The 16,769-nt window shown below is 68.7% G+C and carries 10 protein-coding genes; 7 read left to right on the top strand and 3 right to left on the bottom strand.

The features are described 5' to 3' along the window. Positions 1-282: 282 nt before the first annotated feature. The gene (gene cobA, locus METFAM1_RS0108425; protein ID WP_019919169.1) at positions 283-1,065 is read right to left on the bottom strand and encodes a uroporphyrinogen-III C-methyltransferase; all 783 of its coding nucleotides are present in this window, start codon (positions 1,063-1,065) and stop codon (positions 283-285) included. 170 nt (positions 1,066-1,235) lie between these two features. On the opposite strand from cobA, the gene METFAM1_RS0108420 reads away from it, so the two are divergent. Both METFAM1_RS0108420 and METFAM1_RS0108415 read left to right on the top strand, forming a co-directional pair. Further along, a complete protein-coding gene (locus METFAM1_RS0108420) occupies positions 1,236-1,907 on the top strand; it encodes a TetR/AcrR family transcriptional regulator (RefSeq protein ID WP_019919168.1) in 672 nt (223 codons plus the stop codon). A gap of 93 nt (positions 1,908-2,000) precedes the next feature. Beyond that, the gene (locus METFAM1_RS0108415) at positions 2,001-2,879 is read left to right on the top strand and encodes a nitrate- and nitrite sensing domain-containing protein (protein ID WP_232419867.1); all 879 of its coding nucleotides are present in this window, start codon (positions 2,001-2,003) and stop codon (positions 2,877-2,879) included. On the opposite strand, the gene cphA is transcribed toward METFAM1_RS0108415, so the two are convergent. Together cphA and METFAM1_RS0108405 are read right to left on the bottom strand one after the other, a co-directional pair. Further along, positions 2,868-5,447 carry a cyanophycin synthetase gene (cphA, locus tag METFAM1_RS0108410; RefSeq protein WP_019919166.1) on the bottom strand — a complete coding sequence of 860 codons (2,580 nt, stop codon included), beginning with the start codon at positions 5,445-5,447 and terminating at the stop codon, positions 2,868-2,870. The genes METFAM1_RS0108415 and cphA overlap by 12 nt on opposite strands. Positions 5,448-5,467: 20 nt before the next feature. Beyond that, entirely contained in the window at positions 5,468-7,648 is a 2,181-nt protein-coding gene (locus METFAM1_RS0108405) for a cyanophycin synthetase (protein WP_019919165.1), read from the bottom strand. A 243-nt stretch (positions 7,649-7,891) separates the two neighbouring features. On the opposite strand from METFAM1_RS0108405, the gene METFAM1_RS0108400 reads away from it, so the two are divergent. The 5 genes from METFAM1_RS0108400 to METFAM1_RS0108380 all read left to right on the top strand — a co-directional run bounded on the left by METFAM1_RS0108400 (position 7,892) and on the right by METFAM1_RS0108380 (position 16,683). Continuing rightward, entirely contained in the window at positions 7,892-10,153 is a 2,262-nt protein-coding gene (locus METFAM1_RS0108400) for a cyanophycin metabolism-associated ABC transporter (RefSeq protein WP_019919164.1), read from the top strand. Then, positions 10,150-10,611: a cyanophycin metabolism-associated DUF1854 family protein gene (locus tag METFAM1_RS0108395; RefSeq protein WP_019919163.1), complete on the top strand. Its 462-nt coding sequence runs from the start codon at positions 10,150-10,152 to the stop codon at positions 10,609-10,611. The genes METFAM1_RS0108400 and METFAM1_RS0108395 overlap by 4 nt, the downstream gene beginning before the upstream one ends. A 248-nt stretch (positions 10,612-10,859) precedes the next feature. After that, positions 10,860-12,083, top strand: coding sequence for an efflux RND transporter periplasmic adaptor subunit (locus METFAM1_RS0108390; RefSeq protein ID WP_019919162.1), 1,224 nt, complete (start codon positions 10,860-10,862; stop codon positions 12,081-12,083). Positions 12,084-12,092: 9 nt separating this feature from the next. After that, positions 12,093-15,239: an efflux RND transporter permease subunit gene (locus METFAM1_RS0108385; RefSeq protein WP_019919161.1), complete on the top strand. Its 3,147-nt coding sequence runs from the start codon at positions 12,093-12,095 to the stop codon at positions 15,237-15,239. Next, positions 15,220-16,683, top strand: coding sequence for an efflux transporter outer membrane subunit (locus tag METFAM1_RS0108380; protein ID WP_019919160.1), 1,464 nt, complete (start codon positions 15,220-15,222; stop codon positions 16,681-16,683). Before METFAM1_RS0108385 ends, METFAM1_RS0108380 begins: the two co-directional genes overlap by 20 nt. Positions 16,684-16,769: the final 86 nt, after the last annotated feature.

The following is a 16,769-nucleotide window of genomic DNA, read 5'->3' as shown; positions in this document are numbered from 1 at the left end:
GGATTCTGTGAGAGGGGTCTTCTGACCCCGACAACGGCGGTGGACAGTGTTCGGCGCTGGGTCCTTCGCCCAGTCCTGTGCCGAAGACCGTGGGAGCGAGCTTGCTCGCGATGCGGCCTTGATCCGGGCCGGTAGCCCGCCGAGGCCGCATCGCGACCAGAGGTCGCTCCCACAAAAGCACTCCCGTGCCGTGACCGAAGCCGAGTTTCTGTGGGAGGGGTCTTCTGACCTCGACAGCGGCGGTGGGCTGTGCGTGGCGCCGGATCGAGGACAGGGCGGCCTTCAGGCCCTCATCGACAGCGCTTCAGCCTGTTCGGCGACCTCAGCCAGATTGACCACTTCGCCGATGACGACGATGGCCGGGCTGCCCAGCTTGGCGTCGGCGACGGCCTGCGGCAGTTCGCGCAGCGTGGACACGACGGCGCGCTGGCTGTCGCGGGTGCCGTTCTGGATCGCACAGGCCGGGGTATCGGCGGCGAGACCGCCGGCGTGCAGCGCCTCGGCGATGGCCGCGAGCTTGCGCATGCCCATGTAGATGACCAGTGTCGTGCCGCAGCGGGCCAGTGCCGCCCAGTCGGGCTCGCGGCCCGGTTGGCCGTCCTCGCGCGCGTGGCCGGTGACGAAGGTGACGCCGCAGGCCATGTCGCGGTGGGTGACCGGCACGCCCAGCGTGGCCGGTACCGCGATGCCGGCCGACAGGCCGCTCACCACCTCGCATTCGATACCGGCCCGGCGCAGCGTCTGCATTTCTTCGCCGCCGCGGCCGAACACGAAGGGGTCGCCGCCCTTGACCCGGCCGACCGTGAAGCCGGCGCGCGCGTAGCGCAGCATCAGGCGCTCGATGAAGGCCTGCGGCGTGCTGCGACAGCCGCCACGCTTGCCGACGCGCACGATGCGGGCGTCGCTGCGGGCGTGTTCGAGCACGGCGGTGTCGGCCAGGTCGTCGACCAGCAGCACGTCGCAGCGGCCGAGCGCGCGCACGGCCTTCAGCGTCAGCAGTTCGGGGTCGCCGGGGCCGGCGCCTATCAGGTAGACCTTTCCGGTCCGGGATGCGTAAGTCGTCATGACCAGCACCTTGCAAGTCCGGTGCCAGCTCCGGATACATCGCGCCGACGCCGCGATTTGACCGCTCGCAGGCGTTGCGGCGGCCTGCCATGCCCGCGACGGGTGCATACGCGCACCGTCGCTGTGCGGCCGGTGCTACAGTCAGACTGTGTCCCAGCAAATGACGCGCCGTGCCGAACGAAACCCTGAAATCCGACCGAACTGCCGAGGCGCGCACGCGCGGCGATGCGAAGGAACGCATTTTCGCGGCGGCCGAGAAGCTCTTTACCGAGCAGGGCTATGCGGCGACCTCGATGCGCATGATCGCGTCGGCGGCGGGCGTGCCGCTGGCGTCGATCAACTACCACTTCGGGTCCAAGCGCGACCTGATGGAAAGCGTGTATCAGCGCGTGCTGGGGGCCGACGGCACGCGCTCGGGCTACCTCGCCAAGCTCGAACGCGAGGCGGTCGAGGCGCCGTTGAGCGTCACCCGCATCGTCGAAACCTTCGTCGAATCGACGCTGCGCCTGTCGCGCAAGGACACGGTGTCCGGCGCCGTGTTCAAGCAGCTGATCGGCCGCGCCTATTTTGAACCGGGCGACGATTTCATCCCCGAAGAGTACGTCCGCATCATGGACTGGTACCGCAAGGCGCTGATGCGCGCGCTGCCGGCGCTGCCTGAGGACGAACTGCTGCGCCGCATGTACTTCTTCGTCGGCATCGTCGCCTACGTGATGGCCGGGCGCGACGTGATGCATTTGCTTGGCCGCTGCTCGCCGGCCTCCCGCAACGACCCCGAAAGCCTGCTGCGTGCGCTGGTGCCTTTCATCGTCGGAGGTCTCGAAGCGCCGCCTTCGGCGTGAGGCCGCCGGTGCTTGGCGCGCGAATTGCTCGTGTGGCGTCATGAGCACACTCCTGTCCGTCCTATTCACCCGGGATCGTCGGCCTTGCTGAGCGTGCCCCTCGTCATGGTGCTGCTGGCGCTGGCCATCGCGCTGGCGCTGGTGTTCATGCGCCCGGAGCGGGCGGGCGACAGCTCGCCGGGCGACGACGCGCAGCGCGCCTTCGGCGATTGCGAGCGGCTGCTGCAACTTGTCCATTCGCTGCAGCAGCACCGCGGCATGAGTACCGCCTGGCTGGCCGGCGACGCCCTGTTCGAATCGCCGATGCGCGCCCGGCGGCGTGCCGTGCAGCACGACATCGAAGCGCTGGAGGCGACCGCACGCGCCGAGATGGTGCTGGAGGGGCCGTGCATCACGCGCTACGAACTGGCGCTGCTGGACGCGCAGTGGAAGGAGTTGAGTGGCGCGCTGGACTGCAGTCCGGCGGCGATCGGCGCCGACGACAATCTGACGCGGCACAGCCTGCTGGTGTCGCACGTGCTGGGCTGGCTGGCGGCTGTCGGCAACCGCCGTATCGCGCCGGTTACGGCGTCGTCAGGCAGCGGCCTGCTGCGCACCTGGATCAGCACGCTGCCGGCGCTCGGCGAGCAGCTCGGTCAGGCGAGGGCGGTCGGCAGTGCGGCCGCGGCCCGCGGGGTCTGTACGGCGGCCGAGCGCATGCGTCTGATGTTTCTCGCGTCGCGCGCCGAGTCGCTGATGCACCAGGCGATCGCCGACACGCCCCGTCTGCCGGGCGCGCTGCCGGCCACCGAGCGTATCGTCCGTCTGCTCGGACTGCTGCGCAGCGACCTGCTCGGCGCGACCGACCGGATGACGGCGGAGCTGTATTTCGCCGAAGCCACCGCGGCGATCGACGCCATCTATGCCTGGATGACCAGCTGCGAGGACGCGCTGCGCGGCGTGCTCGCGCAGCAGGCCGTGTCAGCCGGCTGAACTTTCCGCGACGCGCCGGCTGATGTGGGCCAGCGCCTCGTCGACCTGATCGATCAGGATCAGACACAGGTCGCCGCTTTGCAGCCGTTCGAGCGCGTGGTCGATGGCGACGAATTCGCCATTGATGTCGCACACCTCGCGCGTGCGGCTCGCGCCGACAAGGCCCTCACGCAGCAGCGCGATCACCTCGCCGTCCTTGCGTCCGCGCTGGCACTGGTCCTGGTAGAGCACCACGCTGTCGAAGGCGGCGCCGAGGATCTGCGTCTGCTTGCGGATGTCCTCGTCGCGGCGGTCGCCCGCGCCGCTGATGACCACGCTGCGGCGCTTCGCCGGCAGCGCGTCGATGGCCTGCACCAGCGCACTGATGGCGTCCGGGTTGTGGCCGTAGTCGGCAATCAGCGTCGCGCCCTTGTAATCGAACACATTGAAGCGGCCCGGTGCGGTCGCGGCATCGGATACGAAGCTGGCCAGTGCGGCGCGTATCGACGACCAGTCGAAACCGAGCGCCCAAGCCGCGCCCAATGCAGCCATCGCGTTCTCGACCTGGAAACCCAGCTTGCCGCCACGGGTCAGCGGTACCTGCGACAGCGGGATGCGCACCGCGCTGCTGCCTTCGGCGGCGACCAGCGCGCCGTCGTCCACGTAGATGACGCGGCGGCCGCGGGCGCGGTGGGTGGCGATGACCGGGTGGGTGCGGTCCTGCGCAAAGAAGGTGATCGAGCCGGGGCAGTGTTCGGCCATCGCCGCCACCACCGGGTCGGCGGCGTTCAGCACCGCCATGCCCTTGGGCGCGACGTTCTGCACGATCACCCGCTTCACCACCGCCAGGTCCTCGACGGTATTGATATAGGCGAGGCCGAGGTGGTCGCCGCTGCCGATATTGGTGACCACCGCCACCTGGCAGCGGTCGAAGCCCAGACCTTCGCGCAGCACGCCGCCGCGCGCGGTTTCGAGCACCGCGCCATCGACGTCCGGGTGGGCCAGCACGTTGCGCGCGCTCTTCGGGCCGCTGCAGTCGCCGGTATCGATGCACTCGTTGCCGACGAACACGCCGTCGGTGGTGGTCATGCCGACGCGCAGGCCGGTCTGCGCCATCAGGTGGGCGATCAGCCGCACCGTCGTCGTCTTGCCGTTGGTGCCGGCGACCGCGACCAGCGGAATGCGCGCGTCGTCGCCCGGGCCAAACATGGTCGACACGATGGCTTCGCCGACTGCCCGACCCTTGCCGAAGGAGGGCGCCAGATGCATACGCAGACCGGGGGCGGCGTTCACTTCGACGATGCCGCCGCCCTGTTCTTCCAGCGGCTTGAGCACAGTACGGCAGACGATGTCGACACCGGCGATGTCCAGCCCTATCGTGCGCGCCGCCTCGACCGCGCGCGCCGCCAGTTCCGGGTGCACGTCGTCAGTCACGTCGGTCGCGCTGCCGCCGGTCGACAGATTGGCGTTGTTGCGCAGCACGACGCGTTCGCCCAGCGCCGGCACGCTGTCCGGCGTGTGGCCCTGTACGGCCAGACGGGCCAGCGCGATGTCGTCGATGCGCATCTTGGTCAGCGAGGTGGCGTGGCCGTCGCCGCGGCGCGGGTCGGCATTCACTTCGTCCACCAGTTCGCGTACCGTGCGACTGCCGTCGCCGATCACCTGCGGCGGCTCGCGGCGGGCGGCGGCGATGACGCGGTCGCCGACCACCAGGAAGCGGTAGTCGGCGCCCGGGATGAAGCGCTCGACCATCACTTCGCGGCTGATTTCGTAGGCCGCGTTGAACGCGATCTCCATGTGCTCGCGGCTGACGATGTTCACCGTCACGCCCTTGCCCTGGTTGCCGTCGCGCGGCTTCACGACCACCGGCAGACCGACTTCGAGCGCGGCGGCCCACGCCTCGTCGACGTCGCTCACCGTGCGACCGAGCGGCACCGGCACGCCCGCGGCGTGCAGCAGCGCCTTGGTCAGTTCCTTGTCCTGGGCGATCGATTCGGCGACTGCGCTGGTACGGTCGGTTTCGGCCGCCTGGATGCGACGCTGCCGGCTGCCCCAGCCAAGCTGCACCAGCGAGCCATCGGTCAGCCGGCGGAACGGGATGCCGCGTGCGACGGCGGCTTCGACGATGGCGCCGGTGCTGGGGCCAAGGCGGATGTCTTCGTCCAGTTCGCGCAGCTGGTGCAGCGCGCCGGCGAGATCGAAACTGCCGCCCTCGGCGGCGGCGCGACAGAGCTGTTCGGCCAGTTCGAAGGCGAGGCGGCCGACCGCCTCTTCGGTGTATTCGACGACGACCTGATAGACGCCGGCGTCCACCGTCTGCATCGTGCAGCTGAAGGTGACCGGACAGCCGGCGCTGGCCTGCAGGCCGAGCGCGGCCAGTTCAAGCGCGTCGGCCATGGCCAGCGGACCGCTGCGCGCGGTCGGGCGCAGCGGGCGGATGCCGGGGAAGAGGGCGCGCAGACGCTCGGCGAAGCCGGGCATCGCGTCCAGCGAACAGTGTTCGCCGGTACACGCCACGATGGCTTCGATACAGGTGCGGCGGCTCCACAGATTGGGGCCGCGGAGTGCGCGCAGGCGGGTGATGTCCATGAAAGCGTTCGGGCGGTGTTTCAGGCCGGTACCGCGACGGGTACCGGGGGATCGAAGGTTTCGGCGCCGGTGCGCAAGGCCGCCGGCGACAGGCCGAGCGACCACGCGGCGGCCAGCGCGGCGAGCAGGTTTTCGGTCGCGTGCAGCGGTTCGCCGTCGGTCAGCGGCAGGCTGGCGAGCGGGCACAGCACTTCGGTGCGTTCGGCTTCGAGCAGGCGGATCTGGCCGTCGCGCACGATGACTGCGCGGCCGCCCGACTGCACGTGGCTGGCGACGATGCCGTTGTCGGCGTGCGTGCTGTACCAGATCACCTCGCCGTCGCACAGGTCGGCCATCTCGGCCTGCAGCGGATCGTCGGCGTTCAGCACGCCGGTGCCGCGGCGTAGTACCACGTCGATCTGGCTGCGCAGCACGTTGAACACGCGGTCCGACGAATCGATGTAGTAGTCGCCGAAATGCGCTTCCGGATCGATGCGCGTGAGTACGCCGACCTGGCAGCGGTCGTAGGCCAGACCTTCCTTCAGGATGGTTTCGAAGCTGTTCTCGATCACCGCCACTTCGGCGCCCGGATTCATCAGCACGCGCTGCGACGGCTCGAAGCGGGCGGCGTCGCCGTCTTCGAGGCGGCGGCTGTCGAGGTAGAGGCCGTCGCTGCAGGCCAGACCGACGCGCTGGCCTGAGAAGCGCATCAGGTGCGCGATCAGCCGGGCGACCGTGGTCTTGCCGCGGGTGCCGCTGACGCCGATGACCGGAATGCGGCCGTCGTCGGCGGTGGCGAACAGGTGGTCGACGATGGCGCGGCCGACCGGACGCGGCGCGCCGATCGCCGGCTTCAGGTGCATCAGCAGACCGGGACCGGCGTTCACTTCGACGATGGCGCCGCCCTGTTCGCGCAGCGGGCGGCGGATGTCCTCGACCACCAGATCGATGCCGGCGATGTCGAGGCCGACCACACGGGCGGCCAGCGCCACCAGGCGGGCGGTGTCCGGATGGACCTGGTCGGTCACGTCGTAGGCGATGTTGCCGTTGCGCTGCACCAGCACGCGGGCGCCGTCGGCCGGCACCGCGTCGGCGCTGTAGCCCTGGCGCTCCAGTTCGAAGCGCAGCTTGGCGTCGCGCTCGGGAATCAGCAGGTCGAGCGGGAATTCCTGTTCCGGCCCGCGCCGCGGATCGATGTTGATCTGGCTGTCAAGCAGCTGGCGGACCGTGGATCGCCCGTCGCCGGTGATCCAGACGGTTTCGCCGGCGACCGCCGCGACCATCTGCTTGCCGACTACCAGCAGGCGGTGTTCGTTGCCGCGGATGAAGCGTTCGACCAGCACGTACTTGCTGTAGCGGCGCGCCAGTTCGTAGGCAGTGGCGACTTCGTCGCGCGTGGTCAGTTCGGCCGACACGCCGCGGCCGTGGTTGGCGTTGGCCGGTTTGACGACCACCGGCACGCCGATGTCCTCGGCGGCTTCCCAGGCGTCGTCGGCGTCGCTGACTTCGCGGCCTTCCGGCACCGGCACGCCGCAGCCGGCGAGCAGTCGCTTGGTCAGGTCCTTGTCGCGCGAAATGCCTTCGGCGATGGCCGCGGTACGGTCGGTCTCGGCGGTCCAGATGCGGCGCAGCTTGCGGCCGTAGCCCAGCTGCACCAGGTTGCCGTCGTTCAATCGGATGGACGGGATGCGGCGGTCCTGCGCCGCTTCCACGATGCAGCCGGTGCTCGGGCCGAGGCAGTGTTCGTCGACCAGGTCGCGCAGTTCCGAAACGGCGGCCTTGACGTCGAACGGGCGGTCGTCCATCGCCGACAGCACCAGTTCGCGGGCGGCGAGGATCGCCGCACGGCTGACCGTGTGATTGCCGGAAATCACCACCACCTTGTAGACGCCGCGTTCGGACGTTTCGCGCGCCTTGCCGAAATTGCCCTTCATGCCGGCCTGGTTCTGCAGTTCCAGCGTCACGTGTTCGAGGATGTGGCCGGGCCAGGTGCCTTCGCGCAGCCGGCGGACGAAACCGCCGCGCTCTTCGTAGCTGCACGTGTGTTCGTGCAGGGCTGGCAGCCAGTCGATCAGGCGATCGACAAAGCCGGGAATGGTGTTCGAGGGGGAGTCTTCGAGTTCGCCGATGTCTATCCAGACTTCGAGCGCCGGAACATAGGTCCAGATGTTGGGGCCGCGCAGTTCGAGGGTGCGCAGGATTTCGATCGAGCGTTTACTCATCGTGCGGGGTCGGTGGTGGTCCGGAGCCCCGAGGTTGTTGAAAACATCGGCTTAACGGCGTTTTTGCGCTTTGGTTGACAGCTTTTTCATCTATTTTTGAACCTGCATCGGCGACGTGTTCCGGCCCTGGCGGCGGCGCTATACTCCGCCGCCTCGCCGGGCCCCGTGTCGTCGAGCGCGTGCTCGTTGCCGGCCCCGCTTCATGCGTTCCTTTCCGCTCTCTTGCCGCCCGAAACCGCCCCGATGACCCGCGCCACCGACGACCGCCTGCTCCCCGACGACCTGCCGCAGGCGTGGCGCAGCGGACTGGCGGCGCAACTGCAGCCGGGCGAGGCGGTGCAGGTCTGGCTGCAGACCGATCTCGACGAAACGCTTCATTTCGCAACGAATCTGCTGGCGCTGACCGACCGCCGGCTGCTGGCCTGCGCCGGTGAGCAGTGGCGCAGCTGGCCGCTGGCCGTGGGCCAGCACTTCCAGCACCACGACCACGCCGGCGTCGGCACGCTGGCGCTGCACGACAGCGAACGTCGCCTCGCCGGCTGGCGCTACACGCTGGCGCTGAACACCGAAGCGCTGCGGCTGGCCGACCAGCACGCACGACAGATCGAGCGGCTGGCCCATCCCGACCACGTGGTCGAGGACGAGGACGGCCTGTGCCCGCGCTGCAAGGCGCCGCTGCCGCCGGACGACGACGAGTGCCCGCTGTGCGAACGCAGCACGACGCGGCCGCCCTCGACCTGGGCGCTGCTGCGGCTGTGGCGCTTCGCCCGGCCCTACCGCGGACGGCTGTTCGCCGGCTTCCTGCTGACGCTGGCGTCCACCGCCGCCAACCTCGTGCCGCCTTACCTGACCATCCCGCTGATGGACAAGGTGCTCATTCCGCACCAGACCGGCACGCCGATCACGGTGGCGGCGGTGTGGCCCTACCTGGCCGGGCTGCTCGGCGCGGCGCTGGTGGGCTGGGCGCTGGGCTGGGCGCGCACCTATATATTGGCGCGCGTGTCCGAGCGCATCGGTGCCGACCTGCGCACCACCACCTTCGACCACCTGATGGGCCAGTCGCTCGAGTATTTCGGCGGCAAGCGCACCGGCGACCTGATGGCGCGCATCGGCGCCGAAACCGACCGCATCAACGTGTTCCTGTCGCTGCACCTGCTCGATTTCGCGACCGACGTGCTGATGCTGTTCATGACCGCCGTCGTGCTGTTCTCGATCAACCCTTGGCTGGCGCTGGTGACGCTGCTGCCACTGCCGGTGATCGCCTGGATGATCCACACGGTGCGCGACCGGCTGCGCACCGGCTTCGAGAAGGTGGACCGCATCTGGGGCGAGGTGACCAATGTGCTGGCCGACACCATTCCGGGCATCCGCGTGGTCAAGGCCTTCGCGCAGGAGAAGCGCGAATCGGCCCGCTTCGCCGCGGCCAACCGGCGCAACCTCGAAACCAACGACCGGGTAAACCGCGTGTGGTCCCTGTTCGGTCCGACCGTCACGCTGCTGACCGAAGTCGGCCTGCTCTTCGTCTGGGGCTTCGGCATCTGGCAGGTGGGGCGCGACCACATCACGGTGGGCGTGCTGACCGCCTTCATTGCCTACATCAGCCGCTTCTACCTGCGCCTCGATTCGATGAGCCGCATCGTGTCGGTGACGCAGAAGGCGGCCGCCGGCGCCAAGCGCATCTTCGACATCCTCGATCACGGCTCCAGCGTGCCCGAGCCGGCGCGGCCGGTGCACCTCGAACGGGTGCAGGGCCGCATCGAACTGCGCGGCGTCGCTTTCCGCTACGGCAACCGCGCCGTGCTGCGCGGCGTCGATCTCGACATCGCGCCGGGCGAGTTCATCGGCCTGGTCGGCCACAGCGGCTCCGGCAAGAGCACGCTGGTGAACCTCATCAACCGCTTCTACGACGTGTCCGGCGGCAGCATACGGATAGACGGCACCGACATCCGCGCGCTGCCGGTGGCCGAGTACCGGCGTCACATCGGCCTGGTGCTGCAGGAGCCTTTCCTGTTCTTCGGCACCATTGCCGACAACATCGCCTACGGCAAACCGGAAGCGACGCGCGCCGAAATCATCGCGGCGGCGCGGGCGGCGCACGCGCACGAATTCATCCTGCGCCTGCCGCATGGCTACGACTCGATGGTGGGCGAGCGCGGACAGACCCTCTCGGGCGGCGAGCGCCAGCGCATCTCGATTGCGCGCGCGCTGCTGATCGATCCGCGCATCCTGATCCTGGACGAAGCGACCTCGTCGGTCGATACCGCGACCGAGAAAGAAATCCAGCGCGCGCTCGACAACCTGGTCGAGGGCCGCACCACGCTGGCCATCGCCCACCGCCTGAGCACCTTGCGCAAGGCCGACCGGCTGGTCGTGCTGGACCGCGGGCAGATTGTCGAAGTCGGTCCGCACGACGCACTGATGGCGCGCGAAGGACACTACTACCGGCTCTACATGGCGCAGCAGCGGCTGGCCGAAGCCGACGCCGCGGAAGGAGCGCTGGCATGACGATTTCGCTCGAACGCGACGCACACGGCCTGCTGGTTTTCGTCGATGCGACCGGCCAGCGCCACGCCGGCGTGCAGCCGGTGCGCGCCTTCCCGCTGTCGGCGCCGGGCGAGGGTGTGGCGCTGATGTCGGCCGACGGCCACGAACTGGCCTGGCTCGATGCGCCGGACGCGCTCGACGCTGCCAGCCGCGCATTGCTCGACGAGGAACTGTCGCGCCGCGAATTCATGCCGCGCATCCGCAGCATCGCCGGCGTATCGAGCTTTTCCACGCCCTGCGACTGGGACATCGTGACCGACCGCGGCGCCACCCGCTTCACGCTGCGCAGCGAGGACGACATCCGCCGCCTGGGCGGCGCACGGCTGCTGATCACCGACAGCCACGGCATCCACTACGAAGTCGCCGACATGAAGGCGCTCGACCGGCCCAGCCGCCGCATCCTCGACCGCTTCCTCTGACCGCTTTCTCCGACGGGGCCGCAGGCATCGCCGCCGCTGCCCCGCAGGCGCAGAATCGCCTTTCCTCCCGGTCGCATGTCGTGACGCGAGGCCCTCGCTCGTCGTGAGCGTAATGAAAGTTTTTTTCATTGGAGTGGTTTAAACATACACGAATGTATGTTTATAATCGGCCCCGTATCTGCGTGGTCGGTCCACGCATCGATCAGTGCCAAGCGCGGCGCCGACTGCGCGTTACTCCGGGATAAGCGATGAAAAAGGAAACGGATTTCTTTCGGGCCGCGGGCCTGCTGGGTGCAGGTTTGCTGGCGCTTGCGCTGGCCGGCTGCGGTCAGGACAAGGGCGGCGAGCACGCCAATGGCGGCATGCCGCCGGCTGCGGTGAAGGTGCTCACGGTGACGCCGCAGGAAGTGCCGGTGCATTACGACTACGTCGGCCAGGTCGCCGGTTCGCGCGAAATCGAGGTGCGGGCGCGGGTGACCGGCATCGTCGAGAAGCGCTTGTACGAAGAAGGTCAGCGCATCAAGGAAGGGCAGGTGATGTTCCGGCTCGACGCCGCGCCCTACCGTGCCCGCGTCGCCGCCGCTGACGCCCAGCTCGACCAGGCCAAGGCGCAGCTGGCGCAGGCCGAGCGCGAATACGCGCGGGTGAAGCCGCTGGCGGATGCCGAGGCGGCCAGCCGCAAGGAAGCCGACGACGCGCAATCGACGCGCGATCTGGCGCGTGCAGCGGTCAAGGCGGCCGAGGCACAGCTGCAGCAGGCACAGATCGACCTCGGTTACACCGACGTGCGCGCGCCGCTGGGCGGCGTTGCCGGCCGCGCGCTGAAGGTCGAGGGCAGTCTCGCCGTGGCCGGGGGCGACAGCCTGCTGACGACGCTGGCGCAGACCGACCCCGCCTACGTGAATTTCGGCGTCGGCGAAGTGGAATACCTGCGCACCCGCGACGAGATCGCGCGCGGCGCGCTGAAGCTCGACCCGCAAGGCTTCCTGGTCAAGCTCAAGGGCTCGGACGGCGCCGAATTCCCGCGCAGCGGCCGGCTCGGCTTCCAGGACTACAAGGCGGACACCAGCACCGGCGCCTTCGCGCTGCGTGCCACCTTCGACAACAAGGACGGCAAGCTGTCGCCCGGCCAGTTCGTGCGCGTGCTGCTGTCGGGCGCCACCCGCCCGGACGCGATTGCGGTGCCGCAGCGCGCCGTGCTCGACAGCCCGAACGGCAAGTTCGTGTACGTGATCGCCGAAGCCGAAGGCAAGACGCTGGCGCAGCCGCGCCCGGTGAAGCTCGGCGAATGGGCGCAGCTCGGCGGTGAGCTGGGCAATGCCTGGGTGATCCGCGAGGGCCTGAAGGCGGGCGAGCGCGTCATCGTCGATGGCATGGCGCGCATCTTCGTGCCCGGCTCGCCGGTGCAGATCGATGACGGCTCCGCGCCGGCACAGCCGCCGGCAGGTGCTGCGGCACCGGCCGCGCAGTAAGGAGCCGCCATGTTTTCGCGCTTCTTCATAGACAGGCCGATCTTCGCCTTCGTCATTTCGATATTGCTGGTGCTGGCCGGTCTGGCCGCCATGCGCACGCTGCCGATCGCGCAGTACCCGGAAATCGCGCCGCCCGAAGTGATGGTGCGCGCGGTCTACCCCGGTGCGTCCGCCGAAACCATCGCGCAGACCGTGGCCGCACCGCTGGAAAGCGTCATCACCGGCGTCGAGGGCATGATGTACATGCGCTCGACCTCGACCTCGAATGGCGTGGTCGAGATCTACGCCACCTTCGAAATCGGCACCGACCCCGACAAGGCGGCGGTGAACGTGAACAACCGCGTCAAGCAGGCCGACGCGCGCCTGCCGGAAGAAGTGCGCCGGCAGGGCGTGGTGGTCGAGAAGGGCTCGTCCGCCTTCCTGGCGGTGATGGCCTTCTACTCGCCGGATGGCACGCACGAACAGCTCTACACGTCGAACTACGTGACGCTGAACGTGCTGGACAACATCAAGAAGATTCCGGGCACGACCAATGTGCAGATCTTCGGCGCCAAGGACTACGCCATGCGCATCTGGGTACGCCCGGACCGCATGACGCAGCTCGGCGTCACGGTGCCCGAGATCGCCGGTGCGCTGCGCGAACAGAACGCGCAGTTCGCCGCCGGCAAGATCGGCCAGTCGCCGACCGGCGGCGGCCAGGACATGGTCTACACCATCACCACCAAGGGCCGGCTGTCCACGGTCGAGGAATTCGAGAACATCATCCTGCGCTCGAACGCCGACGGCACCAAGCTGCGCCTGCGCGACGTCGCGCGCGTCGAACTGGGTTCCAAGGACAACGACTTCAACGGCACCTACAACGGCAAGCCGGCGGTGCTGATGGGCGTGTTCCTGCAGCCCGGCGCCAACGCGCTGGACGTGGCCAAGGAAGTGAAGGGCGCGGTGGCCGAGATGGCGACCCGCTTCCCGCCGGGCATGACCTATGCCATTCCGTACGACACCACGCGCTTCGTCGAGGTGTCGATCAAGGAAGTGGTGAAGACGCTGGGCGAGGCGATGATCCTGGTGTTCATCGTCGTGTTCGTGTTCCTGCAGAACATCCGCGCCACGCTGATTCCGGTGCTGGCGGTGCCGGTGTCGCTGCTCGGCACCTTCGCCGGCCTGCATGTGCTGGGCTACTCGATCAACACGCTGACGCTGTTCGGCATGGTGCTGGCGATCGGCATCGTGGTCGATGACGCCATCGTGGTGCTGGAGAACGTCGAACGCATCATGCACGAGCAGCGGCTGTCGGCGCGCGAGGCGGCGCTGAAGGCGATGCACGAGGTGACCGGCCCGGTCATCGCCATCGTGCTGGTGCTGACCGCGGTATTCGTGCCGATCGCCTTCCTCGGTGGCCTGACCGGCGAGCTGTATCGCCAGTTCGCGGTGACCATCTCGATCGCCGTGGTGCTGTCCGGTCTGGTCGCGCTGACGATGACGCCGGCGCTGTGCGTGGCGTTGCTGAAGAACGAGCACAAGAGCACGGCGCGCATCTTCGTCTGGTTCAACGACTGGTTCGCCCGCGTCACCCATCGCTACACCGGTGCGGTGACCTGGATGATCCGCCGCTCGGCGGTCGGCGTCGTGCTGTTCATCGGCATGGTGGTCATCACCGCCGGCCTGTGGAGCAAGACGCCCGGCTCGCTGGTGCCGGACGAGGACCAGGGCTACTACATCGCGGCCATCTTCCTGCCGGACGGCGCCACGCTGGAGCGCACTGACAAGGTGGTGGCCGAGGTGATGAAGGCCATCCAGTCCAACCCGGCCAACGAGCACGTGATGGCTTTCGCCGGCATGGACTTCATCGGCGGCGGCTTCAAGAACAGCGCGGCCACCATCTTCGTCAGCCAGAAGCACTGGGACGAGCGGAACATGAGCACGCAGCAGCTGGTGGGCGAACTGTTCGGCAAGACCGCCGGCATCAAGGAGGCGCTGGTGCTGGCCTTCAACCCGCCGGCCATCTTCGGCCTCGGCAACACCGGCGGTTTCGAGTTCTACCTGCAGAACCGCGGCGACGGCGGCACCAAGCGCCTGGTCGAGAACATGGGCGCGCTGGTTGGCGCCTCGCACCAGAGCACGGTGCTGGCTGGCGGCCTGCAGACCTTGTGGCGGCCGAACGCGCCGCAGCTCTATGTCGACGTCGACCGCGAGCGCGCGAAGTCGCTGGGCATTCCGCTGGACGACGCGTTCACCACGCTGGCCGGCACGCTGGGCACCTTCTACGTGAACGACTTCAACAAGTTCGGTCGCGTCTGGCAGGTGCTGATGTCGGCGGAGAGCCAGTACCGCCGCACGCCGGAGGACATCGGTCGTCTGTACGTGAAGAACACCGCTGGCGACATGGTGCCGGTGTCGGCCTTCGCCAAGGTCGAGTACAGCTCGGGTCCTGACACGGTGGACCGCTACAACAACCTGCCGGCGGTCAAGCTGATGGGTCAGGCCGCACCGGGCTATTCGTCCGGTCAGGCCATCGCCGAAGTCGAGCGGCTGGTGAAGAACCTGCCGGGCGACATGAGCTATGAATGGACCGGCGCCGCCTTCCAGGAGAAGCGCGTGTCGAGCGCGGCCGCGCTGGCGCTGATCATGGCCGCGGTGATGGTGTTCCTCATCCTCGCTGCCCAGTACGAGAAGTGGTCGCTGCCGTTCTCGGTGCTGCTGGCTATGCCCTTCGGCATCTTCGGTGCGCTGGCGGCGGTGTGGCTGCGCGGCATGACCAATGATGTGTACTTCCAGATCGGTCTGGTGACGCTGCTCGGCCTGTCGGCCAAGAACGCCATCCTGATCGTCGAGTACGCGGTGCTGAAGCACCAGGAAGGCTACCCGGTCGCCGCCGCGGCGATCGAGGCGGCTCGCCTGCGCCTGCGTCCCATCGTGATGACTTCGCTCGCCTTCATCCTCGGCGTGCTGCCGCTGGCCATCTCGACCGGCGCCGGTGCCGGCGCCCGGGTGTCGGTCGGTACCGGCGTCATCGGCGGCATGCTGGCCGCGACCTTCCTCGCCATCTTTTTCGTGCCGCTCTTCTACAAGCTCATCGTCGATCGCCGCCTGGCGACGCCGGAAGACGAGCTGAAGGTGCACAAGCCGGAGACGCCCCATGTCCACGCACATCATTGATCCGGCGCGCCGCACGCTGCTGTCGGTCGCGCTGGCCGCGGCCCTGCTGTCGGCCTGCGCACTGAACCCGAAGCCGACGCCGGAACTCGACCTGCCGGCGGTGACGGCGACGACGCCGGCCGAGATCGACCGCTGGTGGGAAAGCTTCCGCGACCCGGTGCTGGACGGCCTGATCGCCGAGGCGCTCGAACGCAACGACGACGTCGTGATCGCCGTGCAGCGCGTGCAATCGTCGCGCGCCGCGCTCGACCTGGTGCGCATCAACCGCTTGCCGGACGCCAGCCTGTCGCTGTCCGGCTCGCGCCAGCAGTACAGCAACGAGCGACCGCTGCCGGGGCGCCCGCGCCAGTACAACACGGTGATCGGCGGCATTTCGGCGTCCTACGAACTGGATCTGTTCGGTCGCCTGTCCGGTCAGCGCGACGTCGCGCGCCAGCAGCTGGCGTCCAGCCGCTATGCGCTCGAAGGCCTGCGTGCGTCGGTGACGGCGCAGGTTGCGCGCGCCTATTTCAGCCTGCGCGCGCTCGACGCCGACGAAGCGCTGCTGTCGCAGACGCTGGCCACGCGCGAAGCCGCTCTGGCGCTGCGCGAGAAGCAGTTCGCCGGCGGCGCCATCGGCCGCTACGATCTCGAGATCTCGCGCTCGGAACGCGCCAGCGTGGCCGCCGCACTGGCGACCACGCGCAGCAGCCGCGAACAGGCCGAAACCGCACTGGCCGTGCTGCTCGGCCGTTCGCCGCGCGAGTTGGTGGAGCGGATTCCGGACCGCGGTCTGGCGCTGTCCACGCTGGCGGTGCAGCCGGAAATCCCGGCCGGTCTCAGTTCGGATCTGCTGGCGCGACGCGCCGACGTGCGCGCGGCCGAAGCCAATCTGGCGGCCGCCAGCCTGAGCGTCGAAGTGGCGCGCACGCAGTGGTTCCCGACGATCTCGCTGACCGCCGGTCTGGGCGGCGAAAGCGCGGCGCTGGGCAACCTGCTGTCGTCGTCGGCGCGCACCTGGAACATTGGTGCGGCAATCGCGCAGCCGCTGGTCGGTCTGCTCAGCACGCGCGCCATCGTCGCGCAGTCGGAAGCCGAGCGCGCGCAGATCGCCCAGACCTACCAGCAGGCTGCGCGCCAGGCCTACGCCGACGCGCTCAGCGCACTTTCTGCCGCACGCGGCGCACGCGAGGCGATGGACGAGACGGTGACGCTGTATGACGCGACGACCAAGGCACGCGACCTCGCCGAGAAGAGCTACGAGGCGGGGCGTGCCAGCCGCATCGTGCTGCTCGATGCCGAGCGCGAAAAGCTGTCGGCCGAGCGCCAGCTCATCGCTACCCGGCTCGACCGCGTGACGGCACTGGTGAACACCTACCAGGCGCTGGGCGGTGGCTGGTCCGGCCGCATCGAGACCGGCGGCGACGACGAGAAGCTGGAGAACGCGCCGACCGCGTCACGCTGAAGACTTCCTCTCCTCCTCCGAGGACTTTGAGCGCGGGCCTGTCCCGCGCTTTTTTTTGCCAAAGCGGCCAGCGCCTCCTGCCGGTC

This window comes from Methyloversatilis discipulorum, from assembly GCF_000527135.1.
GTDB lineage: Bacteria > Pseudomonadota > Gammaproteobacteria > Burkholderiales > Rhodocyclaceae > Methyloversatilis > Methyloversatilis discipulorum.
Note: the sequence above shows the minus strand (reverse complement) of the source record. Positions and strands in the feature narration are given on the sequence as shown.